Origin of the sequence: Anoxybacillus kestanbolensis, assembly GCF_001996285.1 — a bacterium.
Classification (GTDB): Bacteria; Bacillota; Bacilli; order Bacillales; family Anoxybacillaceae; genus Anoxybacillus; species Anoxybacillus kestanbolensis_A.
Map to the genome: position 1 here is coordinate 649,145 of NZ_MQAD01000005.1, position 14,673 is coordinate 663,817.

Sequence of the window (14,673 nt, forward strand, 5' to 3'; positions counted from 1 at the left end):
TTATCATTAAGAGTTCATTACATCGTATGTTTCTAAAAACTTTGTATTAAAGTTTCCTTCGACAAACTTTTCATGCTCGAGCAATTTCAAATGAAACGGAATCGTTGTATGAACTCCTTCAATAACAAACTCACTCAATGCGCGTTTCATACGTGCGATCGCTTCTTCGCGCGTCGGTGCATGAACGATCAGTTTGGCAATCATCGAATCGTAATACGGCGGAATCGTATAACCTGGATAAGCAGCAGAATCCACTCGCACGCCAAATCCCCCTGGAGGCAAGTACATTTGAATTTTCCCAGCCGATGGCATAAAGTTTTTCGCAGGGTTTTCCGCGTTAATACGGCATTCGATGGACCAACCGTTAAACGTCACATCTTCTTGTTTCAACGTTAATTTTTCACCAGAGGCAACGCGAATTTGCTCTTTAATTAAATCGACACCTGTTACCATTTCCGTTACAGGATGTTCTACTTGAATGCGCGTGTTCATCTCCATAAAATAAAACTGGCGATTACGATAGTCGTAAATAAATTCAACTGTTCCTGCTCCTGTGTATTGAACGGCTTGCGCTGCTTTGACAGCTGCTTCTCCCATTTTTTGACGCATTTCTTCATCAAGTACAGGGGATGGTGTTTCTTCTAGTAATTTTTGTAAACGACGTTGAATTGTACAATCGCGCTCACCAAGATGAATCACATTTCCATATGAATCGGCTAACACTTGAATTTCCACATGACGAAAATCTTCAATGTATTTTTCAATATATACCCCTGGATTTCCAAACGCTGTTGCTGCTTCTTGTTGTGTGATCGTAATTCCTTTAATGAGCTCTTGCTCATTTCGAGCGACTCGAATGCCTTTTCCACCGCCACCTGCAGTTGCCTTAATAATAACAGGATACCCGATTTCGTTCGCTAGCGCAATTGCCTCGTCAATGCTTTCAATAATTCCTTGTGAACCAGGAACGATCGGAACCCCAGCTTGTCTCATCGTCTCACGTGCAACATCTTTCGTTCCCATTTTTGTAATCGCTTCCGGACTTGGTCCGACAAACGTTACGTTACACTCACGGCATAGCTCAGCAAAATCAGCATTTTCAGCTAAAAAACCATATCCTGGGTGAATGGCATCACATTGGGTTAACGTTGCCACACTCATGATGTTTGTGAAATTTAAATAGCTGTCTTTAGACGTTTTTGGACCGATACAATATGCTTCGTCTGCTAATTGAACATGAAGTGCTTCACGATCCGCCTCAGAAAATACAGCAACCGTCTCGATGCCAAGTTCTTTGCACGCCCGAATAATTCGAACAGCAATTTCCCCACGATTGGCGATTAACAATTTTTTTATCATCTCGATCGCTCCTTTATTCAGGCTTCACAAGGAATAAAGGTTGTCCATATTCAACAAGCTGGCCGTTTTTCACAAGCACTTCTACAATTTCTCCATCGACTTCTGCTTCGATTTCGTTAAACAATTTCATTGCTTCAACAATACATACAATCGTATCTTTTTTCACTTTATCGCCAACTTTTACGTACGGCGCAGCATCTGGTGACGGTGCTGCATAAAACGTACCGACCATCGGCGACGTAATCGTATGTAAGTTTTCTGTTGCAACAACTTGTTTTTCAGGCTTCACTTCTTCTTTCACTTCCACCTTTTCAACAACTGGTGTCACCGGCGTTTGTTGTTGAACGACAGCTGTTTGTGGCACGTCCACTTTCGGTGCGGCAACAACAACTTGTTCTGTTGCTCCAGCTTTTTTCATTTTAATTTTTGAGCCGTCGTGTTCATATACAAACTCGACAATGTTTGACTCGTTTACTAATCGGATTAATTCGCGAATTTCTTGGATTTTCAACATTGACTTACACCCCTCACCCCATCATTTGTAGAAAAAGATTATACAATACCATGATACGACACACCTTTTCCATTATTCAATAAAATGATAAGAAAATGTTAGTAAATTTATATCTGGTCATAAAAACAATTATTATTATATAGTATTATAAATTTCGTTTTCAACCGAAAAAAAATAACCGGATTTCCGGTTATTTTTGGAAACGAACAGCTACGTCTTGGACGCGGCCAAGTTCACTTTGCACGAGTTGGATAATTTCATTCGCGGCTTTTTTTGAATGTTCTTTTGCTTTTACTGTAATATGCACTTGATTTTCGTGAACGCGAACAAGGGCATCGTCGTATCCTTTCGATTTAATTAACGTTTCTAACACTGCTTCTTTTTCTGCAATGTTCGATAGTTGTTGCAACTGATCAATCGCCTTGCTTTTTTCTTCGGCAGATACATTATTGGAAGCGACAATGGCATTGAGTTCTTGACGTAACTTGCTTCGCTCATCCTCAATTTCGAGTCGAAGCGCTGTAAATAAATCGTCGCTTCCTGTATTCGTTTGTTCAACAGTCACGTCTTCCTCATTTGCGACTTCTTCTTTCATCGCTTCATCCGTCGGTGTTAAACCTTTTTCATTGTTTGCCTCTTCCTTTTGTTCAAACGCTACTTGCTCTGTAAGCTGAGGACTTGTTACATAATACACCGATAAGACGACAACTAAACTAAACATGGTTAACAACCAAACCGTTTGTTTTTTCAACATATGTTCTCCCCCTTACTTTTTTGGTAAAACAGCAACGCGATGGCTTGGAACGTTCAACGTTCGCGTCACTGCTTCGACAATCCATTTTTTCACTTGCACTTGATCGGCTCCTTTCGCAACAACAAGCACACCACGAATTTCCGGTTTTTTCGTTTGCAAAACGAGAGGTGTTTCTTCGTCTCCTTTGCGCACGATCACAATTTTTTCGTCTGTTGATTCATCTTGAATTTCACGCTTTCCTCCTTCTTTATCTTCTTCCGTCGTTCGTTTTTTTTGGACGGTTGCATTTTTTTCAAGTACATTTTGTTCTGTAGCATCGACATTTACGATCACTTTTACTTCACCAACGCCAACAATCGCTTCAAGCGCTTCTTTTAGTTGTTGTTCGTATCGTTCTTCATAGTCGGCAATTTGCTTTAATTTTTTTTCTTCATCTGATTGGCGAAATACAGCTTGAGTTGCTTCTTGCTGAACTTGTTTGGAAGAAGAAAAGTTGAACACGTTGCCAAAAATCATAAACGATAAGCCGAAAACGAAAAGGATGACGATCAATCCGTTTTTTTCAACCCATTGTTTCACCCCTCCCTACTCCCTCCTTTCTAGATGAATCGTAATCATCTCTGGATCCACTTCCCACATATGCGCTAAAAAGCGGGCAATGTCGTCATGTTGTTCCGTTGTTGATGGTGATGATTGAATGCGAATGGGCTTGACAACAGAAGTCGCTTCTTCTGCCAACTCTACCGTAATTGCTTCAATCGGAGGTGGGATTTGGTCTGATTCCCCAATCGTTAATGAAACGTCCGTCACCGTTAACCCATATGTGCGCATCAACTCCTCAGCCGCTGTGTTCTTTAGCTGGACAGCCATTTGTTCTAAAATATATGCACGTTGCGAGGCTTGTATTTCTTTTTTCTTTCTTTCAATGTCATTTTCAATCGTTTCGTTTTGTTGTCGCTGAACTGAAGCAAACCACGTATCTACGTTCCCGTGAAACAAACGAAGAAGCGGAGAAAATAAAATGAAAATAAACAATAGACCGACGACCATTTTTACATACTTTTGAAACGAACCGTTTGGTAAAATCAGTTCAATGACAACGGCTAGCAAAATAAATGTAATGAGATGAGAAATCCATTCTGTCAAGAGTCCCACAGCGTCCATTCCCCTTTCAGCGAACCATCATCGTTAAATTTCCTGCTGCAATGATGACGGTCATGCTTAAAAAAAACATAAGCGATACAATCATCAAAGCAACGAGTACATACATAATGCTTTTGCCCATGATGCTTAAACAGGAAATGACGATGCCGCCTCCCATCGGTTGTAATATAGCAGCTGCTAGTTGATAAATAAGCGCGATGACTAAAATTTTGAGCGCTGGAAACGCTGCAATTAAGAGTAATAAAGCGACTCCGAACAACCCAACTGTATTTTTTAATAAGACGGAGGCAGTGACGACGGTGTCAGCAGCATCAGTGAACATTCGTCCAATAATGGGAATGAAGTTTCCTGCGACAAATTTAGCCGCCCGTATCGCAATTCCATCGGCAATGGCGGTTGTCGCTCCTTTGACAGACAACACGCCGAAGAAAATCGTCAACATGATCCCGAGTGAACCGACGCTAATGTTGCGCAACAAATTTGCTAGTTTTGTTACTTTATAATGTTCGCTCAACAAGCTAACAATGCTTAAAATTGTCGCTAAAAACAAAAGCGGCAATGAAAAACGCTCAACGACCGTCCCTGTTATATTCATAAAAAACAGCACAATCGGATGGAAAAAGGCAACAGATACAACTCCCCCCGATGACGCCATAAGCGCCAGTAAAATGGGTAAAAGCGCAATCATAAAGCTTGTCATCGTCTGAATAGCTTCTTTTGCATACGTCACCGCAACATGAAAACTATTTAATGCGATAATCATAAGCACCATATACACAACCGCATGCGCCACTTTGCTCACAGCGTGATGTGAAAATGCGTTTTGTAACGATTGTAAAAATAAGCTAAATATCGTTAGTAAAATAAGCATACTTAGCAATTTTCCATTCGCCATAAGCTCATACAATAAAAACTTTATAAACGCTCGCAACCATTCGCTGAGCGACAGCTCTTTCTCCCCATTTATAAACTGCCAAAAAGAACCTTTTTGACTTTCTGGCAACAATCCTCCATACTGTTGGACAATATGGTCCCAATATTGTTTAATCGACTCTACGCCCGCTTGTTCCGCTTGTTGTTTCACTAGCTCATTCGTCGTTGGTGATGCTTGTACAATACAAGGCAAGAAAAAAAAGAGAAAGAAAAATAAAATTGGAGCGCGCCTCATGTCATCACCCCTTCATCGGAAGAAAACTTAAAATCGTTTCAATGAGAGCAGTCAAAATCGGAATGGCCATCGCTAAAATTAAAATTTTTCCACCAAGTTCAATTTTCCCAGCAATCGCCCCTTGTCCGGCATCTTTTGAAATTTGTGCGCCAAATTCAGCAATGTAAGCGATACCGATAATTTTTAAAATCGTCTCGACGTATACGGTTTGAACGCGCGCTTCGTTTGCTAACGTCTGAACCATACGAAAAATATCTTGAATGCGATCAAGTAAAAATAAAAAAATAACAGTCCCGACAAATACGGTCAACAAAAGAGAAATGTTCGATTTATGTTCGTTTAAAATCGTTACTAAAAACGTCGCAATTAATCCAAGCCCGACAATTTGTAAAATATCAATGGGTATTCCCTCCTAACTTTGAAACAAAAAAACCGATTTAATTTTTTGAAATAAATCTTGAACGATCGAAATGACTAAAAACAAAATGTAAATAAAACCTAATAATGTCACCCATTGAGCATATTCCTTTTTTCCGAATCCTTCTAAAATCGTATGCAACAGCGCAACGACTATGCCTACTCCAGCGATGCGGAAAATTAAATCGACGTCAACACCCATTTTGAATGTCCTCCTCTATATGAGTAAAAGCACGATGAGAATGCCCGTTAATACGCCTAAACTTTTCATCATTTTTTCGTAGCGTTGTTGTTGTTCAATCGCATCTCCTTCTTCTCTCTCTAAATGAACCATCGTTAAACGAATATAATTTTGTTGGATTTCATGATCGTATTGTCCGAGCGTCTCGCCAAACTGTTTCATAATTTCCAATTCTCCTTCTTTTAAAGCTGTCATTTTCCATACTTCGTGCAAACTTTCTTCCCAAGCTTGCCGAGCGTTCATCGTTCCTTTTTGCAACTTTTGCGCAAACGATTCAAACAACCATGATAACGGTCGCGATAGTTGCTGGGATAAGCGAAGGGAGGCGTCTATTAACGGTGTATGCCCGTACATAATTTCTGCTTCAAGCGCCTGTAACGCCATTTTTAACTGACGCAACTGTTTTGTACGCTCTCGTAAAAGTCGCGATGCTTCAAAACCGGACCATGTCGTTGCTAATATAATGCATACCGCTCCGATCCATTTCATTTACATCACACTCATCTTTCGATATACGTCGCGACCGCTTGAATCGCGAATGGCTTGAATCGTCCCAGGACGTCCGATATTCGTCAATTCAACAAAGCGCTCAAATACAGCTTGTTCTATAATCGGACGCAGCGATGGACGCTTCATTAAATCGTCCAGATGGCGACCGTGCGCTGTCATAAATAAGCCAACTCCTGCATGAACCGCTTCTAAAATAGCCGTACAATCCGCTTCGCTTCCAATTTCGTCAACAATTAAAACATCTGGGCTCATGGAACGGATCATCATCATCATTCCTTCGGCCTTCGGGCATGCATCGAGCACATCGACGCGGCATCCGAATGTAAATTGCGGAATGCCTTTGACACACCCAGCAATTTCTGATCGTTCATCGACAATGCCAACTTTTCGAGGAGCAATATGCTGCTCTGTCACTCCGCTACTGACGATGCGTGCAATATCGCGAAGGAGTGTTGTTTTTCCTGTTTGCGGTGCGCCAATGATGATCGTATTCATCCATCGTCCGTCGTATAAGTAAGGAAGAAGTGGCTCAGCTATGCCGATTTGTTGACGGGCCATTCGGATGTTAAATGACGTAATATGTCGAATCGCTTTTACTTTTCCGTCTTCTACAATCACTTTTCCGGCTAAACCAACGCGATGCCCACCTTGAATGGTGATGTAGCCTTTTTTTAACTCTTCCTCGATTGTGTAAAGAGAATATTGACTTAGTTTATTTAATAGTTCGACACCTTCTTCCGTTTGTACAACATGCGGACATATGTACGACCTCCCACCAGCAATGACTTCCAGCGGCCGATGAATACGAATGCGAATTTCTTCAATCGTAGACTGGGGAAAAATAGAAAACGATTGAATGGCATCAACAAGCGTTTTAGGCAATATATTCAACACTGCTTGCATTCTCTTCCCCCCTCATTTCACGACATAAATACCGATCAATATACATACAACTCCAGCGCCGATCCATGCGAGCTTAAATAATGATAGCTCATTCGCTACTGCCACAAGCCCAATCATCATGACAACGAAAAAAATCGTCGGACCGACAACCGCAAGCAATGTGTTGACCGCAAGCGCCTTTTTTACGTCGTTGAACGACAACATAACGATCGCTGCGCTTAACTCAATCGCTGCAGATAAAAAACGTAACCCTGCCATCGTCCAAACCGTTGCATCAGTTTTCATCGCATCCTCCTTGTACAACAGTGCTAGTACAACGTATGCAGAAATGAGACAATTCAGAAGTATAGAGAGGAAAATTTATAGAGAAAGATGTTTACAGATGAGAAGGATATGTATACAATTTTTATACAAAAAGAGGGGATTGCTCATAACCATTTGGAAAGATTCATGGTGAAGCATCAAGCGATATGCTAAATAACAAATGAAGGGAATAATCAAGATGGCATACGTCATTCGCAAAATGAAACGAGAAGATATAAAACAAGTTCAATATATAGCGAAAATAACTTGGAATGCTACATATGAGGGTGTTATCCCTTCGGATGTGCAAGAAAATTTTTTAAAATCAGCTTACAGTGACGAGCGCATGAAACAACGATTACAATACTCTACTCTTTTTGTAGCTGAAGTAGAAAACAACATTGTGGGGTTTGCTAACTTTTCTTCAGTAAGAGAAGATGGAAATGTGGAGTTATGGGCTATTTATGTTCATCCAGAACACCAAGGCAAAGGAATCGGTTCAGCTTTGTTGCAAAAAGGAATACAAGACATAGACGGTATAAATAAAATTTATGTAAATGTAGAAAAAGATAATCAAATCGGAAAGACCTTTTATGAAGCTAAAGGTTTTGAAGTTGTGAAAGAGTTTGTTGAGGAATTTAATGGTCATACGTTAAAAACAATTCAAATGGTGCTAAAACTTAAAAAATCCCATATACAAAATTCAGCTTGTTGACAAAGCCAACAAGCTGAATTTCTCAATTTTTACAATTTTCCATTACGCACGTGATACGTATGTGCCGTCTGTTGTGTTAATAATTAATACATCGCCTTCGTTGACGAAGAACGGTACTTGAACGACAAGACCTGTCTCTAACGTTGCTGGTTTAGAGCCACCTGATGCTGTATCACCTTTAATACCTGGCTCTGTTTCAACAACTTTTAACTCAACGGTGTTTGGCAATTCAACACCGATCGTTTCACCTTGGTACATCATAATAAATACTTCCATGTTTTCTTTTAAAAACTTTAATTCATGTTCAATTTGTTTCGCAGGTAGTTCAATTTGCTCATATGATTCCATATCCATGAACACATGTTGATCGCCGTTTGCGTATAAATATTGCATTTTGCGGTTGTCGATTTGTGCTTTGCTTACTTTTTCACCTGCGCGGAACGTTTTTTCTTGAATTGCACCTGTGCGCAAGTTACGAAGTTTTGAGCGAACGAACGCCGCCCCTTTTCCTGGTTTCACATGTTGGAATTCGATGACGCGCCAAATGTCACCATCGACTTCAATCGTTAAGCCTGTACGAAAATCGTTTACTGAAATCATGTTCATTTCCTCCTATGTCTATAAAGTAATGAGATCTTTTGGTGAAAGAGTGAGCCGCTCATTGCCGTTTTCTGTAATGACGATGTCATCTTCAATGCGAACACCGCCTAATCCCGCTATGTAAATGCCTGGTTCGACCGTCACAACCATTCCCGGCTGTAGTACTGTATCCGAACGCATTGAAAGCGCCGGCATTTCATGCACTTCCATGCCAAGACCATGACCAGTAGAATGCCCAAAGTATTCGCCAAATCCACAAGCAGAAATGTAATCACGTGTGAGCGCATCTGCCTCTCGTCCTGTCATCCCTGGACGAATATGTTCAACACCACGAAGCTGAGCTTGCAACACGACATCATATATGCGCTTTAACTCGTCGCTTACATCTCCAACTGCAACCGTTCTCGTAATATCAGAGCAATATCCTTTATAATATGCGCCAAAATCAAGCGTGACGAGCTCACCTTTTTCGATGACTTTCTCTGTCGCCACCCCATGTGGCAATGCTGAACGCACACCAGAAGCAACAATCATGTCAAAAGACGAGCTTGTCGCACCTTGTTTACGCATAAAAAACTCTAATTCATTTGCCACATCTATTTCACGCACACCTGGGCGAATAAAATCGAGAATATGGCGAAATGCGGCATCGGCAATCTCGGCTGCTTCCTTTAATATCTTAATCTCTGCTTCCGACTTAATCAAGCGTAACTTTTCAACCGCGCCGGAAACAGGAACAAGCGTTGCTTTTACTGTTTTTGCATATGATGAAAACGTAGCATACGACATGTCATCTTGTTCAAAACCGAGTTTTTTAATACCTAATCGCTCCACTTGTTTCGCCACTTCTTCAATGAGCGTCTGCGTATGTTGCACAATTTCATATCCTTCAATTTGTCTTGTCGCTTGTTCAACGTAGCGAAAATCTGTAATAAATACGGCGTCTGTTTCACTAATTAAAACAACACCTGCCGTTCCTGTAAAATTCGTCATATAGCGACGGTTATATTCATTTGTAATAAGAAATCCGTCAATGCCATGTTCATTAAATTGTGCGCGAAGCTTTTGTAATTTATCCAACGTTATTTCCCCTTCCCTTCAACTATATCAAGCAACGCTAAAATCGCCAATCGATATCCGTTTACGCCAAGACCGACAATTTGCCCGGCCGTCACAGGAGCAAGAACAGATTGATGACGAAACGGCTCCCTTGCGTGAATATTTGAAATATGTACTTCAATGACTGGCGTTTGTATGCTTGCAATTGCATCACGCAAGGCATAACTGTAATGCGTAAACGCTCCGGGATTGAAAATGATCCCGTCATATAACGACTCCGCCCGATGAATTTGATCAATTAACGCACCTTCATAATTGCTTTGATAGCACGTTAACTCTACTTCATATTCACTAGCAAATTCCGTTAGCTGTTTTTCTAGTTGTGCAAGTGTCGTATGCCCATAAATGTGTGGCTCCCTCATACCAAGACGATTTAAGTTCGGACCGTTTAAAAGGAGGAATCGAACCATTCCCCCTCTCCCCCCTTTGCTGATGAAAATACATATGGTTATTTTACCACATCGGCCTGTTTTTGTCGCCTCATCTCTGCTACTTCGAATGAAATGGAATAACCGATAAACATTCCATATAAAATGTAAAAGCATACCATCGTAACAACCGTATTTCGCTCAAGTTGTGGAACAGCTTTTAATTGAGGAAAAATCGGATTTAATACGTAAAAAACAAGCACCCATAACCCGATGCCGAAAGCGACGCCTGGCCAAATACCTTGGCGATTTTTTAAAAAAGCATAGTATACAAACGCAGCAACGACAGAAGCAATCCCAATGAACAAAATCGCAATCGTCTGACCGAGCGCTCCGTTTTTCCAATCACCGATTGCCCATGGTTGCAAAATGAAATTTGGCGCTACCTCTGTAAAATGGAAAAAATAAGCACAGTATGCGAGGAAACTCCAAAACACACCTCCAATAAAACCAATTAATGCAACTTTTGCTAAAACAGGCATTGGCTTTTCTCTTTTGTTTTGTTCTAGTTGTGCGTCTTGTTTCGTTTTTGTTTGCACAGCAATCACCTCCGTTTTTATCTTGTCCAAAATGTTGCATCTCATGTGTATCGTTTCTCATTTTTGGCAACAATACGAATACAAACGATACATCGACCTAGAGGTTTTTATCGTTTTCTTGTAGAATATAAGAAAAAAGAAAATAGGTTGGTGTCTTCTTATGAGCAAAAACGTATATGGTGGGCAGGCGGTCATTGAAGGTGTGATGTTTGCTGGACGTCATCATTCTGTCACAGCCATTCGTCGCAAAGACGGTACGATTGAGTATTTCCACGTTCCACGCGAAACAAATAAAACGCTCGCTTCATTAAAGAAAATCCCGTTTCTTCGCGGCATTTTTGCGATTATTCAGGCAAGCGCAAACGGCTCGAAACATTTGCAATTTTCGAGCGAACGATACGATCTTGATCCAAATGAGGATGAAGCATTGCACGCTGAAGCTCCGTCCAAATGGACGATGATTTTAGGCGTTGCGCTTATTGGGGTATTATCGTTTTTATTCGGAAAATTTATTTTCACACTTATTCCTGTATTTTTAGCTGAATTAACGAGACCGATTTTCCCTTCGAAAACGGCACAAATACTTGTTGAAGGCTTTTTTAAACTTCTTTTGCTTTTGGGCTATATTTACTTTATTTCACTCACACCTCTTGTCAAACGACTGTTTCAATATCATGGAGCTGAACATAAAGTAATTAATGCCTACGAAAATGGATTGCCGTTGACGGTTGAACATGTACAACAACAGTCTCGTCTTCATTATCGTTGCGGGAGCAGCTTCATTTTATTTACTGTCATCATCGGCGTATTCGTTTACATGTTCGTCCCGACCGAACCGCTTTGGGTGCGCGTATTAAATCGCTTAGCGCTCATTCCTGTTGTATTAGGACTATCGTTTGAAGTATTACAAATTACAAACGCGGTGCGACATGTTCCAATGTTACGCTGGTTTGGCTACCCTGGCTTATGGTTACAACGATTAACAACGAAAGAACCGACTAATGATCAAGTAGAAGTAGCGATCGCATCATTTCAACGGTTGCTTGAGTTAGAGGGAGAAGCGACGAAACAGCAAGAAGAAGTGGTGTAATGATAAAGGAGGTGGATCGATTGCGTCGGCGCCCATTCCCGCTTATCACGTTGCTTATTGTATTTGCTATTTTCGGGTTTTCTTATCGACTATGGAACGATCCAATTCAGTTGTTGAAACAAATATTTTTTATCGTGTTTGTTGTAGCTATCTTTTACGGCATATATAAATGGATGCAAAGACAGCGCTCTAATCACTCATATCAAAAAGCGGTAAAACAATCGAAAAAGCTCCACCATCAAAAAACAAAGCCGACGTCGAAAAAACAAACGCGCCCAACCGCTTTAAAGAAAAAGCACGTCACTCATTTAACAGTCATTGAAGGTAAAAAAGGAAAGAAAAAAAATCGGGCCTCTTTTTGACCCGATTTTTTTCTTTTAATACGTCCATGTTTTTAAAAATTGTTCTGTCCGTTCCTTTCCAAACGAAATAAGCTTCTTTTTTTCTTCGTCCGTCACTGAGAAATCGGTCGCAACGACATGTTTGACAGGAAGAAAAACAATGTTTTTTTCATGGCGGCGTGAAATGTACCGTTCATCGTGTGCCTCGCGCATCGTTTGAAACAACGCTTCATACAACTCAATCGCGTTATTAATTTGCTTTTTTGCTTTTTGTGCCTGTTTTGCACTCAATTTGATACCAAGAACAGGTCTCTTTTTCCGTTCTTCATCAAATAAAAAAATCGGAAAATTGCTTAGTAAGCCACCATCAACGACGATATGTCTTCCCTCATCCGTCTTTAGCCTCACAGGCTCAAAAAAATAAGGAATACCAACGCTCATTCTTACTGCCTTTGCGACTGAAAACCGAAGCGGATCAATGCCGTATTTCGGTAAATCATCTGGCAAAATAAGCATCGTTCCATTCGTTAAATCGGAAGCAACAACGCGCAATCGTTCGTGCGGCAAATCTGCAAATGTGCGCACCCCTTTTTTGTTAAGCTGTTCAGCTATCCATTGTTCGAGCTTTTCCCCTTTATATAGCCCCATTCTCCAATAAAGGACGAGCCATTTTAACCATGCATACGGAATGATCGTACGTCGCTCATCGAGAAAATCCATTAAATTGAGATCATCCATGATGTTCAATATTTCTTTACTTGTAAACCCCGCTGCAATAAATGAAGCGATGAGTGCCCCTGCACTCGTACCAGCAAGCCGTTTAAAGCGAAAACCTTTTTCTTCAATTGCCTCATATGCCCCAATGAGCGCAAAACCTTTGACCCCTCCGCCTGAAAATACACCGTCAATCTCCATCCTCTTCCCTCCTCGCCATATATGTATGAACAACGAGAAGAGTTGAGCATAAAAAAACAAAAAAGAACAAGCGTTTATGCCTGTTCTTGCTCATTCTGTTTTTGAATGTTGCGAAGCGCTTCAAGACGTGACCGATCTTCTTCAAAATATTGTACTAAGTCACCGATGCGATCAATCGCATTCCAACTTAAATGATGTTCAATTCCCTCAACATCGCGATAAATATTTTCTTCATCTACACCAATGAGACGCATAAATTGTTCCAGTAGCTCATGGCGATACACAAGCCGCTTGCCGATTTTTTTGCCCTTTGGTGTAAGGACAAGTCCACGGTACTTTTCGTATACTAAATATTCGTCTTTATCGAGTTTTTGCACCATTTTCGTCACAGAGGAGGGATGAACGGACAATGCCTCGGCAATATCTGATACACGGGCATATCCTTTTTCTTCAATCAATATATAAATTTGCTCAATATAATCTTCCATGCTTGGTGTTGGCATACGTTTCCCTCCTAAACAAACATCCGTAATCATTATGATTATAACATGTTTACCAAGCATGACAACTATTTACGTAAAATATTCAATCGTTGCTTCGGGAAAAAATTGTGCAATGTAGGAGCGAATTGTGGCATTCAGCTGGTTCGCCTCTTCATCTTGATACACATATTTTCCAATTCCGTATCGTCCCCATTTACATTTTCGCTTCGTTTCATCTAGATCGAGCTTCGTTTTCGGATACCGTTTTTGAATGACTGTTTTTGCTGGTTTCGTGAAGCGATGTTGTATTAATTCAAACGTTAAATTCGTTAAGTCAACATCTCGCAAATTAGCATGTAATCGTTCAAATAGCTCAAAATACCCTTCTTCCCAGCCGTCATGCATGTAAATTGGCGCGACGATAAAGCCGAGCGGATAGCCGGCGTGCGCCACTTTTCGTGCCGCCTCTAACCGTGCATCAAACGAAGATGTCCCCAATAACATACCGTGAATTGACGCTAAAACGAAAGCGTGTTTTTCCGTTATGTTTTGCATCAAGCAAATGGTCGACATGTTCATATTTTGTAACAAAGCGAAGCCGTCCGTATTCCGTTTCACCAATAAATTCAATCGCTTTTTTTAACGCATGCGTTAAATGGTCGATGCCGACAATATCAGACGTACAAGCAGCCTCAAAACGCGTAATTTCTGGAGCGCGTTCATCAATATATTTTTTCGCTTGGGTAAAAATATCATCAAGATTGACGTACACACGAATGTAAGGTTTGCTTCCAAGCGTCGTCTGTAAATAACAATAATGGCAATGCCCCATGCATCCTGTCGCAAGCGGAATCGCATATTCTGCCGATGGTTTAGATGTATCAAACTTTAATGTACGTCTGACACCAACAACGAGCGTAGATTTTGCGTTTCGGTACTGTTGGAGTTCCGTATCACCTGGGATTCCACGCACTTGGTTATGCGATGTCGTTTCGCGTATGTCAATATGCATACGTTTAAATTTTTCATATAACTCTTTGCCGAGCGGATAATGAAGCGCTTCGGGCTCAAAATAAACAAGCTGAGGAATAAATGATTTCATTCGATCACC

Annotated in this window: 20 protein-coding genes and 1 pseudogene; 3 read left to right on the forward strand and 18 right to left on the reverse strand. The window is 40.8% G+C overall.

The window, feature by feature from the left end; genetic code table 11:
- Positions 1-6 precede the first annotated feature (6 nt).
- The 11 genes from accC to BO219_RS05740 all read right to left on the reverse strand — a co-directional run bounded on the left by accC (position 7) and on the right by BO219_RS05740 (position 7,315).
- Positions 7-1,359, reverse strand: coding sequence for an acetyl-CoA carboxylase biotin carboxylase subunit (gene accC / locus BO219_RS05690; protein ID WP_006318014.1), 1,353 nt, complete (start codon positions 1,357-1,359; stop codon positions 7-9).
- A 13-nt stretch (positions 1,360-1,372) separates the two neighbouring features.
- Complete coding sequence (gene accB, locus BO219_RS05695) at positions 1,373-1,873, reverse strand: acetyl-CoA carboxylase biotin carboxyl carrier protein (protein ID WP_077428735.1); 501 nt, start codon at positions 1,871-1,873, stop codon at positions 1,373-1,375.
- 190 nt (positions 1,874-2,063) lie between these two features.
- Positions 2,064-2,627 carry a SpoIIIAH-like family protein gene (locus BO219_RS05700; protein ID WP_004889595.1) on the reverse strand — a complete coding sequence of 188 codons (564 nt, stop codon included), beginning with the start codon at positions 2,625-2,627 and terminating at the stop codon, positions 2,064-2,066.
- Positions 2,628-2,639: 12 nt separating this feature from the next.
- Complete coding sequence (gene spoIIIAG / locus BO219_RS05705; RefSeq protein ID WP_006318011.1) at positions 2,640-3,206, reverse strand: stage III sporulation protein AG; 567 nt, start codon at positions 3,204-3,206, stop codon at positions 2,640-2,642.
- Between the two features lie 6 nt (positions 3,207-3,212).
- The gene (gene spoIIIAF / locus BO219_RS05710; RefSeq protein ID WP_077428736.1) at positions 3,213-3,791 is read right to left on the reverse strand and encodes a stage III sporulation protein AF; all 579 of its coding nucleotides are present in this window, start codon (positions 3,789-3,791) and stop codon (positions 3,213-3,215) included.
- A 7-nt stretch (positions 3,792-3,798) separates the two neighbouring features.
- Positions 3,799-4,959, reverse strand: coding sequence for a stage III sporulation protein AE (spoIIIAE, locus tag BO219_RS05715; RefSeq protein WP_077428737.1), 1,161 nt, complete (start codon positions 4,957-4,959; stop codon positions 3,799-3,801).
- A gap of 4 nt (positions 4,960-4,963) precedes the next feature.
- The gene (gene spoIIIAD, locus BO219_RS05720) at positions 4,964-5,365 is read right to left on the reverse strand and encodes a stage III sporulation protein AD (protein WP_171335196.1); all 402 of its coding nucleotides are present in this window, start codon (positions 5,363-5,365) and stop codon (positions 4,964-4,966) included.
- 6 nt (positions 5,366-5,371) lie between these two features.
- On the reverse strand, positions 5,372-5,578 hold the full coding sequence (gene spoIIIAC, locus BO219_RS05725; protein WP_003394116.1) for a stage III sporulation protein AC: 207 nt from the start codon (positions 5,576-5,578) through the stop codon (positions 5,372-5,374).
- Between the two features lie 15 nt (positions 5,579-5,593).
- Positions 5,594-6,106 (reverse strand): stage III sporulation protein SpoIIIAB, encoded by a 513-nt coding sequence (gene spoIIIAB, locus BO219_RS05730; protein WP_077428738.1) that lies wholly within the window; start codon positions 6,104-6,106, stop codon positions 5,594-5,596.
- A complete protein-coding gene (spoIIIAA, locus tag BO219_RS05735; RefSeq protein ID WP_077428739.1) occupies positions 6,107-7,030 on the reverse strand; it encodes a stage III sporulation protein AA in 924 nt (307 codons plus the stop codon).
- Between the two features lie 12 nt (positions 7,031-7,042).
- Complete coding sequence (locus BO219_RS05740) at positions 7,043-7,315, reverse strand: YqhV family protein (protein ID WP_004889585.1); 273 nt, start codon at positions 7,313-7,315, stop codon at positions 7,043-7,045.
- Between the two features lie 217 nt (positions 7,316-7,532).
- Between BO219_RS05740 and BO219_RS05745 the strand changes: the two genes are divergently transcribed.
- On the forward strand, positions 7,533-8,048 hold the full coding sequence (locus BO219_RS05745) for a GNAT family N-acetyltransferase (protein ID WP_077428740.1): 516 nt from the start codon (positions 7,533-7,535) through the stop codon (positions 8,046-8,048).
- A gap of 42 nt (positions 8,049-8,090) precedes the next feature.
- Here the strand turns inward: BO219_RS05745 and efp are convergent, their stop codons facing one another.
- Genes efp through BO219_RS05765 form a run of 4 tightly spaced genes read right to left on the reverse strand, consistent with a single transcriptional unit; the run spans position 8,091 to position 10,779 of the window.
- A complete protein-coding gene (gene efp / locus BO219_RS05750) occupies positions 8,091-8,648 on the reverse strand; it encodes an elongation factor P (protein WP_003394108.1) in 558 nt (185 codons plus the stop codon).
- Positions 8,649-8,666: 18 nt separating this feature from the next.
- On the reverse strand, positions 8,667-9,728 hold the full coding sequence (locus BO219_RS05755; RefSeq protein WP_077428741.1) for a M24 family metallopeptidase: 1,062 nt from the start codon (positions 9,726-9,728) through the stop codon (positions 8,667-8,669).
- Between the two features lie 2 nt (positions 9,729-9,730).
- Entirely contained in the window at positions 9,731-10,177 is a 447-nt protein-coding gene (aroQ, locus tag BO219_RS05760) for a type II 3-dehydroquinate dehydratase (protein WP_004889580.1), read from the reverse strand.
- A gap of 38 nt (positions 10,178-10,215) precedes the next feature.
- Positions 10,216-10,779 carry a YqhR family membrane protein gene (locus BO219_RS05765; protein ID WP_077428742.1) on the reverse strand — a complete coding sequence of 188 codons (564 nt, stop codon included), beginning with the start codon at positions 10,777-10,779 and terminating at the stop codon, positions 10,216-10,218.
- Between the two features lie 115 nt (positions 10,780-10,894).
- Between BO219_RS05765 and BO219_RS05770 the strand changes: the two genes are divergently transcribed.
- Positions 10,895-11,824 carry a DUF1385 domain-containing protein gene (locus BO219_RS05770; protein ID WP_077428743.1) on the forward strand — a complete coding sequence of 310 codons (930 nt, stop codon included), beginning with the start codon at positions 10,895-10,897 and terminating at the stop codon, positions 11,822-11,824.
- Positions 11,825-11,844: 20 nt separating this feature from the next.
- Complete coding sequence (locus BO219_RS05775; protein ID WP_077428744.1) at positions 11,845-12,186, forward strand: SA1362 family protein; 342 nt, start codon at positions 11,845-11,847, stop codon at positions 12,184-12,186.
- Between the two features lie 15 nt (positions 12,187-12,201).
- Here BO219_RS05775 and BO219_RS05780 read toward each other — a convergent pair whose 3' ends face one another.
- From BO219_RS05780 to splB, 3 genes and pseudogenes are all read right to left on the reverse strand, one after another.
- Positions 12,202-13,080: a patatin-like phospholipase family protein gene (locus tag BO219_RS05780; RefSeq protein ID WP_077428745.1), complete on the reverse strand. Its 879-nt coding sequence runs from the start codon at positions 13,078-13,080 to the stop codon at positions 12,202-12,204.
- Between the two features lie 74 nt (positions 13,081-13,154).
- Positions 13,155-13,583 carry a transcriptional regulator MntR gene (gene mntR, locus BO219_RS05785; protein ID WP_009373920.1) on the reverse strand — a complete coding sequence of 143 codons (429 nt, stop codon included), beginning with the start codon at positions 13,581-13,583 and terminating at the stop codon, positions 13,155-13,157.
- 69 nt (positions 13,584-13,652) lie between these two features.
- Positions 13,653-14,664, reverse strand: a pseudogene (gene splB, locus BO219_RS05790) (spore photoproduct lyase).
- Between the last annotated feature and the right edge of the window lie 9 nt (positions 14,665-14,673).

Excerpts from the sequence above, each read along its gene's own strand:
- accC (WP_006318014.1), bottom strand. The coding sequence starts at position 1,359 with ATGATAAAAAAATTGTTAATCGCCAATCGTGGGGAAATTGCTGTTCGA.
- accB (WP_077428735.1), bottom strand. The coding sequence starts at position 1,873 with ATGTTGAAAATCCAAGAAATTCGCGAATTAATCCGATTAGTAAACGAG.
- BO219_RS05700 (WP_004889595.1), bottom strand. The coding sequence starts at position 2,627 with ATGTTGAAAAAACAAACGGTTTGGTTGTTAACCATGTTTAGTTTAGTT.
- spoIIIAF (WP_077428736.1), bottom strand. The coding sequence starts at position 3,791 with ATGGACGCTGTGGGACTCTTGACAGAATGGATTTCTCATCTCATTACA.
- spoIIIAE (WP_077428737.1), bottom strand. The coding sequence starts at position 4,959 with ATGAGGCGCGCTCCAATTTTATTTTTCTTTCTCTTTTTTTTCTTGCCT.
- spoIIIAC (WP_003394116.1), bottom strand. The coding sequence starts at position 5,578 with ATGGGTGTTGACGTCGATTTAATTTTCCGCATCGCTGGAGTAGGCATA.
- spoIIIAB (WP_077428738.1), bottom strand. The coding sequence starts at position 6,106 with ATGAAATGGATCGGAGCGGTATGCATTATATTAGCAACGACATGGTCC.
- spoIIIAA (WP_077428739.1), bottom strand. The coding sequence starts at position 7,030 with ATGCAAGCAGTGTTGAATATATTGCCTAAAACGCTTGTTGATGCCATT.
- BO219_RS05740 (WP_004889585.1), bottom strand. The coding sequence starts at position 7,315 with ATGAAAACTGATGCAACGGTTTGGACGATGGCAGGGTTACGTTTTTTA.
- BO219_RS05745 (WP_077428740.1), top strand. The coding sequence starts at position 7,533 with ATGGCATACGTCATTCGCAAAATGAAACGAGAAGATATAAAACAAGTT.
- efp (WP_003394108.1), bottom strand. The coding sequence starts at position 8,648 with ATGATTTCAGTAAACGATTTTCGTACAGGCTTAACGATTGAAGTCGAT.
- aroQ (WP_004889580.1), bottom strand. The coding sequence starts at position 10,177 with ATGGTTCGATTCCTCCTTTTAAACGGTCCGAACTTAAATCGTCTTGGT.
- BO219_RS05765 (WP_077428742.1), bottom strand. The coding sequence starts at position 10,779 with ATGAGATGCAACATTTTGGACAAGATAAAAACGGAGGTGATTGCTGTG.
- BO219_RS05770 (WP_077428743.1), top strand. The coding sequence starts at position 10,895 with ATGAGCAAAAACGTATATGGTGGGCAGGCGGTCATTGAAGGTGTGATG.
- BO219_RS05780 (WP_077428745.1), bottom strand. The coding sequence starts at position 13,080 with ATGGAGATTGACGGTGTATTTTCAGGCGGAGGGGTCAAAGGTTTTGCG.
- mntR (WP_009373920.1), bottom strand. The coding sequence starts at position 13,583 with ATGCCAACACCAAGCATGGAAGATTATATTGAGCAAATTTATATATTG.